This window comes from Paenibacillus ihbetae (assembly GCF_002741055.1).
In the GTDB taxonomy this organism is placed as follows: Bacteria; Bacillota; Bacilli; order Paenibacillales; family Paenibacillaceae; genus Paenibacillus_AQ; species Paenibacillus_AQ ihbetae.
On sequence record NZ_CP016809.1, the window covers coordinates 959,162 to 976,371 of the forward strand.

General features: G+C 52.9%; 18 protein-coding genes. 4 read left to right on the top strand and 14 right to left on the bottom strand.

Annotated elements, in window-relative coordinates:
• Nucleotides 1-34: 34 nt before the first annotated feature.
• The gene (locus BBD41_RS04470; protein WP_077565379.1) at nucleotides 35-1,255 is read right to left on the bottom strand and encodes an endonuclease Q family protein; all 1,221 of its coding nucleotides are present in this window, start codon (nucleotides 1,253-1,255) and stop codon (nucleotides 35-37) included.
• A 1-nt stretch (nucleotide 1,256) separates the two neighbouring features.
• Nucleotides 1,257-1,838, bottom strand: a complete 582-nt coding sequence (locus tag BBD41_RS04475; RefSeq protein WP_077565378.1) for an NUDIX domain-containing protein — start codon at nucleotides 1,836-1,838, stop codon at nucleotides 1,257-1,259.
• Between the two features lie 95 nt (nucleotides 1,839-1,933).
• On the opposite strand from BBD41_RS04475, the gene mciZ reads away from it, so the two are divergent.
• Nucleotides 1,934-2,098: a Z-ring formation inhibitor MciZ gene (gene mciZ, locus BBD41_RS04480; protein ID WP_099476824.1), complete on the top strand. Its 165-nt coding sequence runs from the start codon at nucleotides 1,934-1,936 to the stop codon at nucleotides 2,096-2,098.
• Nucleotides 2,099-2,195: 97 nt separating this feature from the next.
• A complete protein-coding gene (locus BBD41_RS04485; RefSeq protein ID WP_099476825.1) occupies nucleotides 2,196-3,413 on the top strand; it encodes a tetratricopeptide repeat protein in 1,218 nt (405 codons plus the stop codon).
• 135 nt (nucleotides 3,414-3,548) lie between these two features.
• On the opposite strand, the gene BBD41_RS04490 is transcribed toward BBD41_RS04485, so the two are convergent.
• Nucleotides 3,549-4,676 (bottom strand): tripeptidase T, encoded by a 1,128-nt coding sequence (locus BBD41_RS04490; RefSeq protein WP_099476826.1) that lies wholly within the window; start codon nucleotides 4,674-4,676, stop codon nucleotides 3,549-3,551.
• Between the two features lie 112 nt (nucleotides 4,677-4,788).
• Between BBD41_RS04490 and prli42 the strand changes: the two genes are divergently transcribed.
• Nucleotides 4,789-4,890, top strand: a complete 102-nt coding sequence (prli42, locus tag BBD41_RS04495; RefSeq protein WP_007129751.1) for a stressosome-associated protein Prli42 — start codon at nucleotides 4,789-4,791, stop codon at nucleotides 4,888-4,890.
• Nucleotides 4,891-4,898: 8 nt separating this feature from the next.
• Here the strand turns inward: prli42 and lipB are convergent, their stop codons facing one another.
• The 5 genes from lipB to lpdA form a co-directional block, all read right to left on the bottom strand.
• Complete coding sequence (gene lipB, locus BBD41_RS04500; protein WP_099476827.1) at nucleotides 4,899-5,594, bottom strand: lipoyl(octanoyl) transferase LipB; 696 nt, start codon at nucleotides 5,592-5,594, stop codon at nucleotides 4,899-4,901.
• A gap of 139 nt (nucleotides 5,595-5,733) precedes the next feature.
• A complete protein-coding gene (locus tag BBD41_RS04505) occupies nucleotides 5,734-7,128 on the bottom strand; it encodes a dihydrolipoamide acetyltransferase family protein (protein ID WP_099476828.1) in 1,395 nt (464 codons plus the stop codon).
• Between the two features lie 18 nt (nucleotides 7,129-7,146).
• Nucleotides 7,147-8,133, bottom strand: a complete 987-nt coding sequence (locus BBD41_RS04510) for an alpha-ketoacid dehydrogenase subunit beta (protein ID WP_077565372.1) — start codon at nucleotides 8,131-8,133, stop codon at nucleotides 7,147-7,149.
• The gene (locus tag BBD41_RS04515; protein ID WP_099476829.1) at nucleotides 8,124-9,164 is read right to left on the bottom strand and encodes a thiamine pyrophosphate-dependent dehydrogenase E1 component subunit alpha; all 1,041 of its coding nucleotides are present in this window, start codon (nucleotides 9,162-9,164) and stop codon (nucleotides 8,124-8,126) included. The genes BBD41_RS04510 and BBD41_RS04515 overlap by 10 nt, the downstream gene beginning before the upstream one ends.
• A 173-nt stretch (nucleotides 9,165-9,337) precedes the next feature.
• On the bottom strand, nucleotides 9,338-10,759 hold the full coding sequence (lpdA, locus tag BBD41_RS04520; protein ID WP_099476830.1) for a dihydrolipoyl dehydrogenase: 1,422 nt from the start codon (nucleotides 10,757-10,759) through the stop codon (nucleotides 9,338-9,340).
• A gap of 160 nt (nucleotides 10,760-10,919) precedes the next feature.
• On the opposite strand from lpdA, the gene BBD41_RS04525 reads away from it, so the two are divergent.
• Entirely contained in the window at nucleotides 10,920-11,225 is a 306-nt protein-coding gene (locus BBD41_RS04525; RefSeq protein WP_077565369.1) for a DUF2627 domain-containing protein, read from the top strand.
• Between the two features lie 140 nt (nucleotides 11,226-11,365).
• Here the strand turns inward: BBD41_RS04525 and BBD41_RS04530 are convergent, their stop codons facing one another.
• From BBD41_RS04530 to BBD41_RS04555, 6 genes are all read right to left on the bottom strand, one after another.
• Nucleotides 11,366-11,578: a hypothetical protein gene (locus BBD41_RS04530; RefSeq protein WP_099476831.1), complete on the bottom strand. Its 213-nt coding sequence runs from the start codon at nucleotides 11,576-11,578 to the stop codon at nucleotides 11,366-11,368.
• A gap of 40 nt (nucleotides 11,579-11,618) precedes the next feature.
• Entirely contained in the window at nucleotides 11,619-12,506 is an 888-nt protein-coding gene (locus tag BBD41_RS04535; protein ID WP_099476832.1) for an NAD-dependent epimerase/dehydratase family protein, read from the bottom strand.
• 249 nt (nucleotides 12,507-12,755) lie between these two features.
• Nucleotides 12,756-13,730 carry a glycoside hydrolase family 43 protein gene (locus BBD41_RS04540; RefSeq protein ID WP_077565366.1) on the bottom strand — a complete coding sequence of 325 codons (975 nt, stop codon included), beginning with the start codon at nucleotides 13,728-13,730 and terminating at the stop codon, nucleotides 12,756-12,758.
• A gap of 69 nt (nucleotides 13,731-13,799) precedes the next feature.
• Nucleotides 13,800-14,714, bottom strand: a complete 915-nt coding sequence (locus BBD41_RS04545) for a carbohydrate ABC transporter permease (protein ID WP_099476833.1) — start codon at nucleotides 14,712-14,714, stop codon at nucleotides 13,800-13,802.
• A gap of 64 nt (nucleotides 14,715-14,778) precedes the next feature.
• Nucleotides 14,779-15,654 carry a carbohydrate ABC transporter permease gene (locus tag BBD41_RS04550; RefSeq protein WP_099476834.1) on the bottom strand — a complete coding sequence of 292 codons (876 nt, stop codon included), beginning with the start codon at nucleotides 15,652-15,654 and terminating at the stop codon, nucleotides 14,779-14,781.
• Nucleotides 15,655-15,738: 84 nt separating this feature from the next.
• Nucleotides 15,739-16,980: an extracellular solute-binding protein gene (locus BBD41_RS04555; RefSeq protein WP_099476835.1), complete on the bottom strand. Its 1,242-nt coding sequence runs from the start codon at nucleotides 16,978-16,980 to the stop codon at nucleotides 15,739-15,741.
• Between the last annotated feature and the right edge of the window lie 230 nt (nucleotides 16,981-17,210).

Here is a 17,210-nt window from a genome sequence, read left to right on the forward strand (position 1 = left end):
GGAAGAAAGGTTCCGGGGCGAGCCTCGGAGTTTCTTATTTCATTACCTTGCCATAGGTCCCTCCGCCGCCCGAGGACAGGGCCAGCGTTCCGTTCCTTGCCTTGACAATGCTGGCGGCTAGAGCCTCTCCTGCGACCTCCGCAAGCTCCGATTCGGTAGCTTGATGAAGAATCGCCATCTCGGTCCCGAAGGCGGCCAGCAGCTTCCCCATCGCCGATTTGCCGAGCCCCGGGATGAACTCAAGCGGAACCTGATAGTGGTACGGCGGCCGGGTCGGCGGTATTAGCGGTTCCTCACGGTCTGCAACATCAAGAATCCGGTCAAGGACGCCCTGGACCAGTTTGGTGCTGCCGCAGTACGGGCATCTTGGCGGCCCGGTTTCAGCAGCCAGATGCTCCTCGTCAAGGATGCTCTCGCATCCGCCGCAATAGGTCCGGTGGTATTTCCCAAGCTTCGGGTTCAGGCCATAGTTTGCGGACACCCTCCGTCCGTCCTTCATTTGAAGCGCCAATTTGAATTCCTCAAACGATAGGCCGGCCATATCGATCCGGTTGTATTCCCTGCCGATCTTCCCCAGCGAATGCGCGTCCGAATTGGTCAGAAAGGTGTAGCGGTCTAGCTCGCTGATCAATCCCGCCATCGAGGAATCGGCGCTGAGACCAAGCTCGATGCCTGCAATCCCTTCAAGATCAAACACATCGCTCATCCGATCCGCCATGCTGCCATACAGCCCTTTATGAGGCGTAAATACATGCGCGGGAATGAGCAGCCCTCCGCGGCCGATGATTTCCTGCTGCAGCTGTCGCGGAGACACATAGATTCGCTGCGAGCTCAACTGGACATTTTTCATATAACGGGACATCCAGTCCGTGAACTCGCGCATGGTGCCCAAATCCGGAAAATACGCCAGCACATGCGCCGCTCCCATACCCGGCTCTCGAATTTCGATCTCGCTGCCGAGCAGGATGACCGTATCCCGGTAGGCGATGCCCCCGCCCTCGATTTCCTCCATGACCCCGCTGTCCAGGCAGCGGGTGATATCGTCCTGCACGGAAGGAGAGTGGCAGTCGATTATGCCGATCATGCGGATTCCCTTCCGCTCGGAAGCTTCCGCCGCAATGTTCTCGAATGTCAGGTTGTTGCTTGCGCTAATTTTGACAGCTTGTCCGCTGTCCGTGCGGCCGATATGAATATGCATATCGCAATAGTAGCTTTGCAGGCTCTGCTGTTGGTCAAGCTTTTTACCCGAACTCATGTCAGATCGTTCCCGTCATCGTATACATTTTCCATGCATACACCGCCAAAATCGTTTTGGCATCGCTGATTCTTTCTTCCTTTATAAGCTCAAAGGCTTCCTCCAGCGTGACTTCCATCAATTGGAGAAATTCATCCTCATCCGGGTTCATGGCTCCGCTCACAAGGTCTTCGGCCAGATAAAGATGAATGATTTCGTCGGCAAAGCCCGGGGACGTATAAAAGGAGTGCAGCTTGCGGATCGAACCACATGCATAGCCTGTCTCTTCCTGCAGCTCCCGCTTTGCAGCTTCCAGGGGATCCTCGCCGCGCTCCAGCTTGCCCGCAGGTATCTCGACCTCACAGCGCCCCAGCGGCTGCCTGAACTGGTCGACGACCAGCATTTTATCTCCTTTTAGCGCAAGGACCGCGACGGCACCGGGATGCCTTACCACTTCCCGCGTTGCGGTCTGCCCGTCCGGAAGCCGGACGGTATCCACCTGAAGGGAAATGATCTTCCCGTCGAATACAGGCTTTGTCGATAAAGTCGTTTCTTCCAGCATTTTATTTGAAGTTTCGCGGTTGCTGCTGCCGGTCACGTTCATAGATTTAGCCTCCTTAAGTTTAAAAACGGCATGTCTGCCCATGCTAGTGCATAAGGTGTATTATATCAAAATTTCCGAGAAAGAAGGAACGCGCGATGAAGAGCTATCAAGGGGAGCAATCGATTCATATGGTGGGACGAGCCTGGCAGATCCGCATTATGCTCAAGCAGTGGCAGAATCAGTGGGGGCCGGAGGCAACCATTGCGGATATCCTTTCCACCAAAAGATTGAATAAACACGCAAACTCTCATCATGACTAGGACTTCAGACTCTTTTTTCGACTTTTTTCTCTTTTTTTCGAATTTCGACCATGACTTTCACACCCGAACCTGTGTTATTACATTGGGAGGCTTCGACATGCGACATATACCTTTTATTGAAACCGAACCAATTACAAGCCCGCCTTCTACGATCTATGAACGCGGGAAGTGGTACGAAAGACGCGGATATCTTGAGGAAGCGCTTGTGAGCTTCAGGGAGGCGGCGCTATCCTCTCCATTGAATAGAGACCAAGGGGCCCAAACCGACTGGAAGGATTCAGATCTGATCTGGCTGGAGTATGGTCTATTAAGCATGCGTCTTCGATCTTTCCAGGATGCGGAGCGTGCGTTTCGGACCGTTCTCTCGAAGAAGGGAGTTTATGCGCAGGAGGCATTGAACCACTGGGCTGCCCTCCTCCATGCACAGGGATCGGCGGATCCCGATATTTACGCTTCCCTCGCACGGGAAGTTGAAGGCTGTCCGAATTCGGAAGCTATGCTGGGCAAGGCACTGAATTATATCGGCTCCTACTCATTTGCCGCTGAATGTTTCTCGCGCCTGGATGGTTTAAGCCACGAACAATGGCATATGTACATATGCAGCCTGATCCGGAGCGAACATATCTCCGAAGCGCTGCAGCTTATGAGGCGTGGGTACAATTCTGCGGAGCGCGGCGAAGGGCGGAAGGAGCTCACGGACCGGATGCGCAAGCAGCGGATCATACAGCTTCTTTGTGAACGAAAGCTGAATCATACGCAGCTCGAGGCGAGTCTCGGCTTGACCGAGCGGATCGAATGGGCTGACATCGCCGTATCGCTCGGCATGATCGATGCGGCCGAGGAACTGCTGTCCGAATACGGCGATCATGCTTATTATGCGCTGATTTGTCTATTATATCAGGAAGGATATAAGTCGCTTGCAGCGACAAAAATCCACGCGCTCGAAGAACTGCCCCTGCAGGATCCGGGCGTGTACAGCACCGACCTGATTTTTGTAGCGGCAGAGCGTCTGTACGACCAAGGCTCCTATGAAGAGTCGGCGGAATTATTCGCTCAGCTTCGCAGCCATCGGCCCTCCTTTGCTGCGGCTCGGTTCGGCGAAGCGGCCTGTTATTTGCAGTCCACCTTGATCTCGCTCTCCGGAAGGCTGGAAAGAGTGTATGCCTCGGCTGAAGCCAGAACAGAAATCGAGGCCTATCTGGGCAAAATTAATGCGGCGCTCCACGTGGTCGAGAGCACGGGCTGGCACACATCCTGGTCACCGGCGCAGCAGCGGAACGATCCCTTTGAGGCTGAACGTTCGCTGGTCAATTAGGGTTCATGTAAGGACGACGGGAATCCCTCGAAGAGTTAAGCAGCTTTAAGGTACGCTCCCTCTTCTTTAGCCGAGGCGCCTCAGCCTAATAAAAAAGTCCGCAGCGGGTGATGCCCGCTGCGGACTTTATTGGTATTAGGATTTGGCTGTTTCTTGCACGATGGCTACAACGATCTGTGCGGCCTTGACCAGGTCCTCGGCCTTAATCCGTTCCTTGGTAGTATGAATGTCGCGGTACCCGATCGCCAAATTAACGGTCGGAATACCGAGTCCGTTGAAAATGTTGGCATCACTGCCCCCTCCGGACGTAAACGTATCCGCCTGCATGCCAAGGCCGCGGATCGCCCGCTGTGCAAGCTGCACAAGCGCATCATGCTCGTTAAAGCTGTATGCAGGATATACAATCTCGCTAATAAACTCGCAATTCGCATTGTACTCCCGGACCGTGGTTTCAAGCGCTTCCCGCATTTCGCCAACTTGCTTATCCACCTTCTCCTGCACGATGCTTCTTGCTTCGGCGTCGATCTCGACGTAATCGCACACGATGTTGGTAGCTCCGCCGCCCTGGAACTTGCCGATATTCGCTGTCGTTTCTTGATCGATACGCCCCAGCTTCATTTTGGATATCGCTTTGGAGGCGACCTGAATGGCACTGATGCCATCCTCCGGGTTCACGCCGGCATGCGCCGATTTCCCCTTAATGATCATCTTGATCTTTGCTTGGGTCGGAGCCGCAACGACGATGGAGCCGAGCTCTCCGTTCGAATCGAGCGCAAATCCCATTTCCGCTTCCAGGTATTTCGGATCGAGCGCTCGAGCTCCGACCAAACCGGACTCCTCGCCGACGGTGATGACGAATTGGATCTGGCCATGCGGAACCTTGTTCTCCTGGATTACCCGGATCGCTTCGAGTAAAGCGGCGATTCCGGCCTTATCGTCCGCGCCGAGAATCGTAGTTCCGTCACTGCGTATCCAGCCGTCCTCCCCGAGCGCCGGCTTAATTCCCCGTCCCGGTGTAACGGTATCCATATGGCAGGTAAACAGCACCTTCGGCGCTTGCTCTACCCCTTCCGCCTTCCAGGTTATAATCAGGTTGCCGGCCCCGTGCCCGGTCTTTTCCTTGGCGTCGTCTTCGAACACTTCGAGCCCGAGGCCTACGAATTTTTCCTTTAATACGCCGGATATCGTCTCTTCATGCTTCGTTTCACTGTCCACCTGAACCAGTTCCATAAACTCTTGAATGATTCGTTCTCTTGAGATCACTGGACTTCCCTCTCTTTCACAGTTACGATACAATGGGCTTATAGCCTTTTAAACGAAATAAATGCTACGATAAAGATCGTATATCATTAAACTTTTTCAAAGGAGCTGCACCATGCAACGTAAAAAATGGTTTCGAGTGTTTATCTATCTCATGCTGATCGCCATGATCGGATCCACACTGCTTATTGTCCTGGAGCCCCTTCTCTTGCGTTAAGCGAGGGCTTATGACCAGACTTTATCCGGCCAATGCGCCTTATAGGGAAATACCTTGGTGAAGTAGGGCACGATCTCCCGGGCCACTTCCTCTACTTCGAAGGTGCGGCCGGTGCAATCCTCCAGCGATGTCACGCCATACTCCTGAATCCCGCATGGAATGATTCCCGTGAAGCCGGATTCGGCTATGCCTGCTTTAATGTTAAAGGCGAAGCCGTGGCTCGTGACAAATCCCCGGTCATGACGGCGCTTGTTGAATTTCACGCCGATCGCGCATATTTTGCGGTCGCCGACCCACACGCCCGTATACTCCGGCTTGCGGCCTGCTTCGATTTGATGCGCCGCCAAATAATCAATGATGACTTGTTCCACGCTGCGAAGAAACCCGTGTAAATCGAGCCCCTTGCCGCCTTCCAGCACCAACAGCGGATACCCGACCAGCTGTCCGGGTCCATGATATGTAATATCCCCTCCGCGATCGATCTCGAACAGGCCAATGCCCTTCTTCTCCAGCTCTTCCTTGCTGAGCAGCAAATGCTCCGGATGACGCTGCGAGCCTATCGTATAGGTAGGCGGATGTTGGAGGAGCATCAGGCTTTCGTGACGCTCCCCTTTGTCGATTTCCACCACATGGAGCTTTTGCAGCTCCCAGGCCATGCCGTAATCGAGCATCGGCGTATACGAGACATTTAACGGTTTCGTCATTGTGCTCACCCTTCTCTCCACTGGGGTCCGGCATCCGAAATGAATGCCATGATCACAACAGCCCGTGAGCGTACGCACGGGCATTTTACAAAGTGTTACTCTGTCAATTATCAGGTCCTACCACCGGATCAGCTCCGGTTTAGTATAGCTTCGTGTCCATGCTGAAGCCTTCGAGATTATCCTTCACCCGCTGCAGGAAGCGGCCGCAGATGACGCCGTCCAATATCCGGTGATCCAGTGACAGACACAGGTTCGCCATGGAGCGGACTGCGATCATGTCATTGATCACGACCGGTTTCTTCACGATCGATTCGAACGTCAGAATCGCTGCCTGCGGATAGTTGATAATCGGATAGGAAAGGATGGAGCCGAAGGAGCCCGTATTGTTGACCGTAAAAGTGCCGCCCTGCATGTCATCGAGCGTCAGCTTGCCTTCGCGGGTTTTGCGCGCAAGCTCGTCGATCTCTCTCGCAAGACCGGCGATATTCTTCTGGTCAGCGCGGTGGATGACCGGTGTAAGCACCGAATCCTCCGTACCCACGGCGAGCGACAGATTGATATCACGTTTAACGACGATTTTATCGACAGCCCAGAAGGAATTCATAATCGGGTAATCCTTTATCGCATTGACAACTGCCTTCAGCAGGAATGCCAGATAGGTGAGATTGACCCCTTCCTTCCGTTTGAATTCATCCTTCAGCTTGTTCCGCAGCAGGACGACGTTGGTGACATCCACCTCGATCATGGTCCAGGCATGCGGGATTTCAGACACGCTTTGACGCATATTTCTTGCAATTGCATTACGAATCGGCGTAACATCAATAAAATATTCCGAGCGCCCGTTTTCCATACCTTCCACCTCGATGGTCGGAATCTTCGGCGTTTCGGTCAAATGAAGACCGGAATGACGCACATCCGGGATGGCTGTTCCAGGCGGCGGCGTCGGCGCGGCAGGCGTCTGGCGCTGCATGCCTTCAAACGGCGAAGGCGACTGTTGCGCCGTGGTCTGGGCTTCATTCGAGACCATGCCCGAGGCTCGGTTGGCGGCAGCAGCCGGCCGTCCCTGCCCGATATAGGCCAGAACGTCTTTACGGGTAATTCTGCCGCCCATTCCGGTACCTTGAACCTGGTTTAGATCTATCTGGTGCTCAGCCGCCAGGCTTTGGACTGCAGGAGAATACCGGTGACGCATGGATTCTCCCTCCGTTGAAACCGTACTGCTATGGGAAGCCTGTGCGGATAAGCCCGCAGGCTGGGCGGATGGCGTGCTTTCCGGAGCAGACGCGGTTGCGATCCGACATATAATTTCACCGACGTTCACCGTCTGTCCTTCCTGGGCCAACCATTCACCCATTACGCCATCCATCGTCGACGGAATCTCGGCATTCACTTTATCCGTGATGACCTCGCAGATCGGTTCATACTGCTCGATCGGATCCCCCGGCTTCTTCAACCACTTGGCAATCGTTGCGGAAACTAGGGATTCCGCTAGCTGAGGCATCGCAACATCGGTCAATTTCTGTTTATCGGACATGCTCACAACTCCCTGTTCTTAGTAAAGCGCCAGCTGACGCATGGATTCTTTGACCTTATCTTTGTTCAGCATAAAAAACTTCTCCATCGGCGGACTAATCGGCATCGCCGGCACATCCGGTCCGCACAGGCGCATAATCGGCGCATCCAGATCGTACAAGCAGTGCTCGGCAATGATCGCCGCTACTTCAGCGCCGACACCGCCGGTTTTGTTGTCCTCATGCACGATCAGCACCTTCCCTGTCTGGCGGGCTGCATCTATGATCGCCTGCTGATCCAGCGGCTGCAGGGTGCGCAGATCGAGCACGTGGGCGGTGATGCCCTCTTCCTTCTCCAGCTCCTCAGCGGCCTGCATGACAAAATGCAGCGGCTGACTATAGCCGATCACCGTAATGTCGGCCCCTTCCCGAAGCAGGTTGGCCTTCCCGATCGGTACGACGTAATCGTCATCCGGAACCTCGCCCTTGATCAGCTTGTAGCACTTTTTGTTCTCGAAGAACAGGACCGGATCCGGATCGCGCACCGCCGCCTTCAGCAGTCCCTTCGCATCATACGCCGAGAAAGGGGCGACAATCTTAAGTCCCGGCGTCCCGACGAATATCGATTCCGGACACTGGGAATGGTACAGTCCGCCGAATATTCCCCCTCCGATCGGCGCACGGATAACCACCGGACAGCTCCAGTCGTTATTCGAGCGGTAACGGATCTTGGCAGCTTCACTGATGATCTGGTTGGTCGCCGGAAGCATAAAATCCGAATACTGCATCTCCGCAATCGGCTTCATGCCATACATGGCGGCCCCGATGGCTACGCCGGCGATCGCCGACTCCGAGAGCGGAGTATCCATTACGCGCATTTCTCCGAACTGCTCCATCAGGCCTTTCGTTGTGGTGAACACGCCGCCCTTTACGCCAACGTCCTCACCGAGGACGAATACGGCTTCATCCCGTTCCATCTCTTCCTTCATTGCAAGACGAATTGCATCAATATACTCCATTACCGCCATGCTTGAGCCCCTCCTTCATCACTGGCATATACGTGAAGAAGCGTATCTTCCGGCTTAGGAAACGGCGCATTGTCTGCGGATTCAGTCGCTTCTTTTATTTCCAGATTCAATTGTGCGATCAGGTCCTGATCCCGCGTTTCGTCCCACAATCCGCAATCGATCAGATAATTCTTGAACCGGGCGACGCCATCCTTCTTCCAGTTCTCTTCGACCTCCTCTTTCGTACGATAAGCCAAATCATTATCGGAGGTGGAATGCGGGGACAGACGATACATCATCGATTCGATCAGCGTCGGCCCTTCGCCGCGGATGGCCCGCTCACGCGCTTCTTTGACCGCCGCATACACGGCGAGAGCATCATTGCCGTCTACCCGAATGCCCGGGAAGCCGTATCCCAGCGCCCGGTCGCTCACTTTGCCGCTGAGCTGCTTGTGAATCGGAACCGAAATCGCGTATTGGTTGTTCTCGCACATCAAAATGACCGGAAGCTTATGAACACCGGCAAAGTTGCAGCCCTCATGGAAATCTCCCTGGTTGCTCGAGCCTTCGCCGAACGTAACAAATGTCACAAAATCCTTCTTCTGCATCTTCGCCGCCAGCGCGATCCCTACTGCATGCGGAACCTGCGTTGTAACCGGGCTGGACCCTGTCACGATGCGCAGCCGCTTGCTCCCGAAATGCCCGGGCATTTGCCGGCCGCCGCTGTTCGGATCCTCCGCCTTCGCAAATGCCGACAGCATAAGCTCCCGAGGGGTCATACCGACAGCCATCACAAATCCGTAATCACGGTAGTATGGCAGGAAATAATCCTTCTCCCTGTCGAGAGCAAAAGCCGCAGCGACCTGGCAAGCCTCCTGTCCGATCCCGGATACGTGAAAGTTAATTTTGCCGGCACGCTGCAGCAGCAGGTTGCGCTCATCGAACTTGCGCGCCAGCACCATATATTTGTACATGTCCAGAACCTGTCCGTCAGTAAGCCCAAGCTGTTCATGCCGATTGGTCTTTGAAGTCATCGTTTCTTGTTCTTTCATGGAGATCCCTCCTTTATCATGAGCCGCGCCCTCCAGGTTCGGTGCGTTAGCACCGTCATCAACGGCATATCAGAGCAAGTATTAAAACCTGGTACTAAGACTTGGCTTAATGTTATTATAATCCCTTTTTAACCAAAAAGAAATGAGGGATTCCACAAAGGAAGCCTTAAGGCCTATAAACCGATCGATTTTCCGTCCACGGCCAGCATCGCTTCGCCTATGATTTCCGACAAAGACGGGTGCGCATGAACCGCTGCTCCTACTTCCCAAGGCGTGGCATCCAGCACCTGCGCAAGGGCTGCTTCCCCGATCAGCTCCGTGACATGCGGACCGATCATATGAACGCCCAAAATATCCTGTGTCTCCTGGTCAGCAATCACCTTAACAAAGCCTTCCTGCACCCCGTTGACCAGCGCCTTGCCGATCGCGGAGAAAGGAAACTTGCCGACCTTGACCGCATGTCCGCGCTCCCGGGCTTCCTTCTCCGTAAGGCCTACGCTGGCCGCCTCGGGACGGGAATAAATGCAGCGCGGGATCCACTCTTTGCGATAAGTCACCTGAGCCTCGCCGGCCAGATGATTCACGGCAGTGATCCCCTCATGGCTGGCGGCATGTGCAAGCTGAAGACCCCCGATGCAGTCGCCGATCGCATAAATATGCGGTTCGGTCGTTTGCATGTTCGCATTCACGGCAATCATTCCGTTCTCCACGCGGACATCGGTGTTCTCCAGGCCGATCTGATCGGTATTACCAATCCTTCCTACGGACATCAGAAGCTTATCCGCGGTCAGCACCCTGGTCTCGCCGTTATGCAGGGCCGTAACCGTAACGCTGCCTTCTTGAATCTCGCAGGTTTCGAGCAGCAGCTTGGCGTCCGTCAGGATGTCAACGCCCCTTCCGGCAAGCTGCTTTTTAAGCTCCCGCCCGATTTCTTCATCCTCTGCTGGCAAAAGCTGCGGCGCCGCCTCGATCACGGTGACGTTCACACCGAAATCATTCAGCATCGAAGCCCATTCCACGCCGATGACGCCGCCACCGACAATGAGGATGGATTCGGGAAGCTCCTCCAGCCGGAGCGCATGGTCGCTGGTCAGGATATGTACGCCGTCCGGCTCTAACCCGGGCAGATGGCGCGGTCTGGAGCCCGTGGCAATAATCAAATGGGTTGGAACGACCGTCTCCATCTCGCCGTCCGGAAGCTCTACGGCGACCGCCCCGCTCCGCGGCGAGAAAATGGAAGGACCGATGACTCTCCCTTTTCCTTGGACCACGGTAATTTTATTTTTCCGCATCAAATATTGAACGCCTTGATACAGTTTATCAACGATCCCTTCTTTGCGCTGCTGCACTTTGCCAAACGATAAACGGACGCCGTCCGCCTCGATGCCGTAGCGCTCGCTGTCCTTCATCTCTGCAAAAAGCTCGGCGCTCCGGAGCAAGGCTTTGCTCGGAATACAGCCGCGATGCAGGCAGGTTCCTCCCAGCTTGTCCTGTTCAATGATGACCACATTTTTTCCAAGCTGGGCCGCCCGGATGGCAGCAACATATCCTCCGGTCCCCCCGCCAAGTATCGCTACATCACATGTAATTGCCACAATCGGCACCTCCAACATAAGTCCAGTTATTCTCTATCATTGTACTCTCTTTTTAGCTGAACACAAAATCGAAACCGCCTTAAACCAAATAGACATCTCCTATGGAAAAAGGTATGATAAACGATAGAACTTTACATCAGTCTCAGGAAGGAATCTCCTTATGAAAATGATTATTTCGCGGTTTATCGCCATCCTTATTTTGGTTATTCCCGGCTTTATGGCGATGAAAGGCTTCTTAATGATGAAAGATGCGGTGTTTCTATATATCGCCGTCCATGGGGATGATCGCGTGACCGATCCCTCCTTCGGCTGGCTTCCGTTCCTTGGCGGTCTTGCGCTCTTTGTGCTGGGGATTGGCTTTCTTGGCGGCTGGATTCTGTTCCGTGACCGTAAGCGCAATTATGTCGGCCCTCGGTTTAAGAAGAAGCGTTCTACACCGAAGCCGGGAACCTCATCCGGAAGCTGACTTTAGGCACAGTCAACTGCTTAAAGGGGATGCCCTTAAGATCAATCAGATCTTGGGGGCATCCCCTTTAGCTAGGGCAAACTTCGTTAATGAACATTAACTTTTACCTTACGGCCGAGCGTTCATACAAAGAACCTGGCTCACTCCATAAGCGCATCCTTCAGCCTGCTGGACATCCTATCCTGCTTCGATACCGCCTTAAGGGCCGTCTTTCTCAGGTTCAGGTTCTGCTTATAGGCCGCCTCAAGCTCCACAACCATATCGTCGATCAGCGCTGCAGCCTCGGGGGAGCACTTTCCGTCAGCCGTCAACTGCTGGATTCGTATCTTGAAAGCTTCGATTTTGTCATTCATGGTGTTTCTTCCTTTCTGTATAGCCTTACCCGAGCTTAAGCTAAGATAACCTCACCTCGGTGGATAGCTCGGATATTAACCGCGGCATCCAATCCCGCAAGTTCCAAAACCGGAAGCCGGCCTCGGACGCCTTCGAGTTGTCCATCGTCCAGTTGTCCGGAATTCCGAACGGAGACATATGCTCGGGAGATGCTGACGGCATAAGCGGCGCCGACCTGCCGATCTCCTTCTCGATCAAGACCATAATTTCTCTAACCGTTATCGTTCCATTGGAGCAGGCATTAATCGGCCCTTCGAACCTCGCTGCCCCTGCCCATTGGAGGAACTCGGCAGCCTCCTCGGCATGAATGAACGATATTTCCGCATCAGGCGCCGGCAATCCGATCGGCTCGCCGGCAGCGGCATGCTCGATATGAAACAGCAGCCGCTTGGTATAGTCGTCGGGGCCGAGCACGATCGGAAGCCGCACTGCCGTAACATTCAAATTATGCCTCCCGAACAACACCGCTTCAGCCTGCCGCTTTCCTTCCTTATAGCTGTAGTCCTGCTGGTCGTTCATAATAATCGGATACCGGTACGGATCGAAATCCTCCTCGCGGAGCGAATGATCGGCAAAATCATAAACCGACAGCGTCGATGTCAGCACGTAATGGCCCGTTCGATCTGCAAATATATCGGCGGCTTGCCTGGCTTCCTCCGGCGTGTAACATATATTATCATACACGATATCCCAATCCGATTCACCGGCAGCCTGCTTCAGCGCGCCCGGATCCTTCCGATCCGCCGCAATCCGCCGCACATGCCGGCCGAACGGGTCCTCATGGTTGCCCCGCGTAAGAATGGTGACCTCGTCCCCGTTATCGATCAGGCGCTGGACCAGTCTTTTGCCAAAAAAACGGGTTCCGCCCAAGACCAATACATTAGCCATTGCATATTCCTCCCACACGATTTAATGAACCGAAAATTCGCACTTTACCTTTGTTCTCCATCGCGGGTCGATATTCCTTCTAAGCCATCCATCCGGGCTCCGATTTAAAGCTGCTATCCCGTCGTTTGGCTATACTTCGACAAGAATCGTCCAGGATGAACCTGCCCTATTGGCTCCTTTATGAAAAAAGCGGCCAGCATTCCATTGCGCTTAGCAATGGTCGCTGGCCGCTCTTATGCTTCAGTTGAATCAGTCTGCATTAACGAGCTTCGTATCCGGGCGCGGCACGCCGAAGTCTGGCGTACCGTCCTCATGCCACCGGATCAGCTGCACCCGGGTATGGCGGTTCGGGTCATACAGCGGATCGCCTTCGATCTCTTTGTAGCTTCGCGCGTGATAGACAAGAATATCCTGCGTGCCGTCTTCCGAGACGGTGAAGCTGTTATGCCCGGGTCCATACTGGCCGTTGGCCTCCGAGGTAGTGAATACCGGCTTCGGCGACTTGCTCCATGAGTTCGGATTCAGCAAATCACTGCTCTCATCCGCTGTTAACAACCCCATACAATAATTATGGTCAGTTGCACTTGCTGAATACGTCATGAAGATCCGGCCGTTCCGCTTCAAGATCGCCGCGCCCTCATTGACTAAATATCCTTGCTTCTCCCAATCATATTCAGGCTTGGAGATCAGGACCTGATCTCCCTTGAGCGTCCAAGGGTTCTCCATTTCCGAAATATACAGATTGGAGTTTCCGGGAATGCCCGGGTCCTTCTGGGCCCACACATAGTACCGAGTACCGCGATGCTCAAACGTAGTTGCGTCCAGGGCAAAGGACTCCCATTTCGTCACGACCTGCCCTTTTTCGACCCACTCGCCTTCAAGGGGGTTGGCCGCTTCATTCTCGATGACAAACATGCGATGATCGAATAATCCGTCCCTTGTCTCGGATGTATGTGCAGCGGCATAATACACATACCACTTGCCGTCGATGTAATGAATTTCCGGTGCCCAGATGTTCGCGCTCATCCATCCGGTTTCATGCTTCACCCAGATCGTCTTCGCCTCCGCTTCCGCCAAACCGGCGATGGTACGGGCGCGACGCAGCTCAATCCGGTCGTATTCGGGAACCGAAGCCGTAAAATAATAATAACCGTCGGTATGCTTATAAATCCAAGGATCTGCCCTCTGCTCGATGAGGGGATTGTTCAATTTCAATTCTGACATGATGATAACTCCTATCCAAGTATGATGATTTTTATATTTATTGGTTGGGACCCGCAGGTTTGTGTCGTATTAACCTTTAATCCCGGCATTCAGATTTATGGACTGCACAAAATACTTCTGGGCAAAAAGGAACAGCAGCAAGGTCGGAATGATGGCCAGAATAGCCGACCCCATCAATTGCCCGATCATGCGATAGTTTCCGTAAATATCCTGCAGCAGCAGCAGTCCCGCAGTAACCGGCATCTTCTCGACATCGGTGTATACGATGACCGGCCAGAGAAAATCATTCCACGAGCCGGTGAAAGAAAACAGCCCGCACACGATCAGCACCGGTTTGATGAGCGGCAAGATAACGGAATAATAAATCCGGAAGTCACCTGCGCCGTCCACCCGGGCAGATTCGTCGAGATCCTTCGGGATGCCTTTCATAAACTGGCGGACGAGAAAAATATTCCCCATACCCGCAAGCCCGGGAATAATCATCGCCCAGGACGTATTCACCCAGCCCAAGGCATCGATGATTTTATAGGATGGGATGAGGTTGACGACGCCTGGAAAGAACGAAATGCCCAGCAGCGTGAAGAACAGCGTGTCCCTTCCCTTAAAGCTCATGCGGGAGTATCCGTAACCCGTGATGGATATCACGACAATGACAAGCAGCGTGTGCAGCGTCGCAATAAAGACCGAGTTCATCAGCCAGCGCAGGATCGGCGCAGTTGACGTATTTTCCAGGATCGCTACGTAGTTATCGAAGATCCAGCTTTCCGGCAGCAGCCGAAAACCGGTGGTTACAACCTCCGTTTGGGAACGGAAGGATGTCGTTATGCCGAAAATAACGGGAATGACCCATATGACGCACAGAATGATAAGAAACAAATAAGCTAAGTATTTCGATATGTTCAAGCTGGATGAGGATGACCGGACGCCTTTGCGGCTAGCCGCCCTTGGAGCCGCCTCCGCATCCTTCAACACCGGGTTCGACATGTACAGTACACCTACCTTTTAACGTTTGGCGTTCGAATAGCCGGCCGCAGTTTGCTCAAGGCGGCTATGAAGCATTCCGATTCATCACGTAATACTGGAATGCCGAGATGACGAGAATGACCAGTCCGAGCAACACCGCCATGGCGGATGCCATGCCGGCGATGGATTCCCCATGACCGAAGGCAAGCTGACGGATGTACATCATTAATACGGTGGTGCTTTGTCTTGGCCCGCCGTCAGTCATCATTAACGGCTGTCCGAACACGTTGAATGCCCCGGCCGTTGTCATCACGAAGGTATAAATCAGCGGGAAACGGATCGACGGCAGGGTAATGCTTGAGAATCTCCGGATGGGACCGGCCCCGTCCATTTCGGCCGACTCATACAGATCCTTGGATACGCCGCTGATCGAAGCACGGTAGATGATCATATTGCCCCCAACTCCGCCCCATACCGTGATGATGATAATAATTAGCCAGGCGTACGGCTGATTGGCCGCCCATACCGTATCCGAACCGAAAAGGTTGTTCGTAATGCCGAGCTGCTTGTTGAAGATCAGCGACCAGATCAGCGCTGCGGCGGAAATCGAAATCAAGCCCGGGATATACAGAATGGACTGCATAAGCCCTTTCATCTTTACCTTCTTATGCTCCAGCGCCACCGCGATCAAGAGCGGGATGATGATCAGAATCGGAACGCTTAAGACAACGAAAATCAAAGTGTTCTTGATCCCGTTAAAAAATTGCGTGTAAAACGTAGACTCCGTATCAAACAAAATCGTCTTGTAGTTGGCCAGTCCGACCCATACCGGGTCGTTGATAAGGTTCCACTGGGTGAATGACGCATAGATACCGTAGATGGTCGGTAAGAAAATAAATACGGCAAACAGAATCAAGTGTGGACCTACAAAGAAATAAGGTGTCAACGACTTCTTTTTCATACCCTTTCATTTCTCCTTTGGGAAAAGCAATGCGCCATGATCGGATGGCACATTGCTTTTTTGCTATCTGTTCATGCGCACGGCCTATTCCGCTGCCTTACTGCCCTCAGCGATCTTATCCTCGACGAACTTTTGCATCGTTTGGAGAGTCTCATCAATATCAACGTTTCCGCGCACGATATCAGCGGCATACGTATCAACGGCTTCAGCTACGTAAGGGTAGTATTCGTAAGTATAAATGTACAAGGACTCAATTTGTTTATCGCTCGCTGTAAAGAAGGACTGGATGTAATTGTTGTATTCCGGATTTTCAATGACCTGCTTACTTGCAACGATCTGTCCTGCCTTCGCCCACTCCATCGAGTTCTGGCGAATAAACTCCAGGAATTGACCGATTCCGGCTTCCTTCTCATCCGTTCGCTTGTCGTTCTTCAGCATCGCGAACAGATGGGAGGAGGCGCGGTTGGTGAACTTGTCCGCATTTGCAGAGTAGATGTTTGTTACGCCGAAATTCAGGTTCTCTACGGTTGCGTGAGCGGTCGAGCTCCATGTTCCGTCTGTCGAGAACATCACGTTGCCGGATTGGAACATCAAGTAGCCGTCCTCGCCGAACGGTGTCATCAGACCGGCATCGGCAATCTTTTTAATTTCTTGGAACGCCTGCTTCATCACTTCCGTATTCACGGCCGGCTTGCCTTCCTGCTGAATATCGCCGCCGAGGTTTTGAATCTGTGCCAGTACGACCCATCCTAACAAGGCATCGTTAACGACATAATCCCCTTCGTCCAGCTTACCTTGGAGGGACAGCATTTCATCGATTGTTACGACATCATCGTCCAGGAAGCTTTCCACATTGTACTTCTTGAGCAAATCCTTGTTGTAGTACATCGCATTGCTGTGAATATCCAGGGGAACCGTGTACTGGGTACCGTCGATATTGCCCGTGTTCCAAGCCTGCGGCAAATAATTCTCTTCCTTCAGCTCTGGTTGCGCTTGCATAACACCGGTCATTGGCTCCAGTACCCCTTGCTTGACAAAGCCGGGAACACGATCGGCATGGATGATGGCCAGGTCGGGAACGCCCTTGCCGGAGTTGAGAACCGTAGAAATCTTCGTATACATGTCTGATGTGATTACGTGCTTAACCTTGTATTCCGGATTCGTGGCATTGTAGTCCTTCACCAGTTGATCCATGTACGCGCCGTCATCCCCTGTGAGAGGCGTCCAGAAGGTTATCGTATTTTTGTCCCCGCTGCCGCAGCCGGATAATACGGATACGGCCAACAATACAAGTATTAATGAAACCCCCATTTTTTTCTTCAACACGTTCTCCTCCTGTTACAATTCATTTCGTTAACCGTTTCATTCAAAGGCTATGGAAACGATTAACTGTGATTCAGTATACATGCATTATGAAAACGGTGTCAATAACATTTGTATAAATTTAATTATATAATTTTAGTCTTAATTAATGTTTTAGTTAATTAAATTAGCGAAATTTTCAGTCATTATTTTGATTGATTTATGTACAGGTTAACCATAATTGTGGTATCATT

Coding starts and splice junctions, on each gene's coding strand:
- BBD41_RS04470 (WP_077565379.1), bottom strand. CDS start 1,255: ATGAGTTCGGGTAAAAAGCTTGACCAACAGCAGAGCCTGCAAAGCTAC.
- BBD41_RS04475 (WP_077565378.1), bottom strand. CDS start 1,838: ATGAACGTGACCGGCAGCAGCAACCGCGAAACTTCAAATAAAATGCTG.
- mciZ (WP_099476824.1), top strand. CDS start 1,934: ATGAAGAGCTATCAAGGGGAGCAATCGATTCATATGGTGGGACGAGCC.
- BBD41_RS04485 (WP_099476825.1), top strand. CDS start 2,196: ATGCGACATATACCTTTTATTGAAACCGAACCAATTACAAGCCCGCCT.
- prli42 (WP_007129751.1), top strand. CDS start 4,789: ATGCAACGTAAAAAATGGTTTCGAGTGTTTATCTATCTCATGCTGATC.
- lipB (WP_099476827.1), bottom strand. CDS start 5,594: ATGACGAAACCGTTAAATGTCTCGTATACGCCGATGCTCGATTACGGC.
- BBD41_RS04505 (WP_099476828.1), bottom strand. CDS start 7,128: ATGTCCGATAAACAGAAATTGACCGATGTTGCGATGCCTCAGCTAGCG.
- BBD41_RS04510 (WP_077565372.1), bottom strand. CDS start 8,133: ATGGCGGTAATGGAGTATATTGATGCAATTCGTCTTGCAATGAAGGAA.
- BBD41_RS04515 (WP_099476829.1), bottom strand. CDS start 9,164: ATGAAAGAACAAGAAACGATGACTTCAAAGACCAATCGGCATGAACAG.
- BBD41_RS04525 (WP_077565369.1), top strand. CDS start 10,920: ATGAAAATGATTATTTCGCGGTTTATCGCCATCCTTATTTTGGTTATT.
- BBD41_RS04530 (WP_099476831.1), bottom strand. CDS start 11,578: ATGAATGACAAAATCGAAGCTTTCAAGATACGAATCCAGCAGTTGACG.
- BBD41_RS04535 (WP_099476832.1), bottom strand. CDS start 12,506: ATGGCTAATGTATTGGTCTTGGGCGGAACCCGTTTTTTTGGCAAAAGA.
- BBD41_RS04540 (WP_077565366.1), bottom strand. CDS start 13,730: ATGTCAGAATTGAAATTGAACAATCCCCTCATCGAGCAGAGGGCAGAT.
- BBD41_RS04545 (WP_099476833.1), bottom strand. CDS start 14,714: ATGTCGAACCCGGTGTTGAAGGATGCGGAGGCGGCTCCAAGGGCGGCT.
- BBD41_RS04550 (WP_099476834.1), bottom strand. CDS start 15,654: ATGAAAAAGAAGTCGTTGACACCTTATTTCTTTGTAGGTCCACACTTG.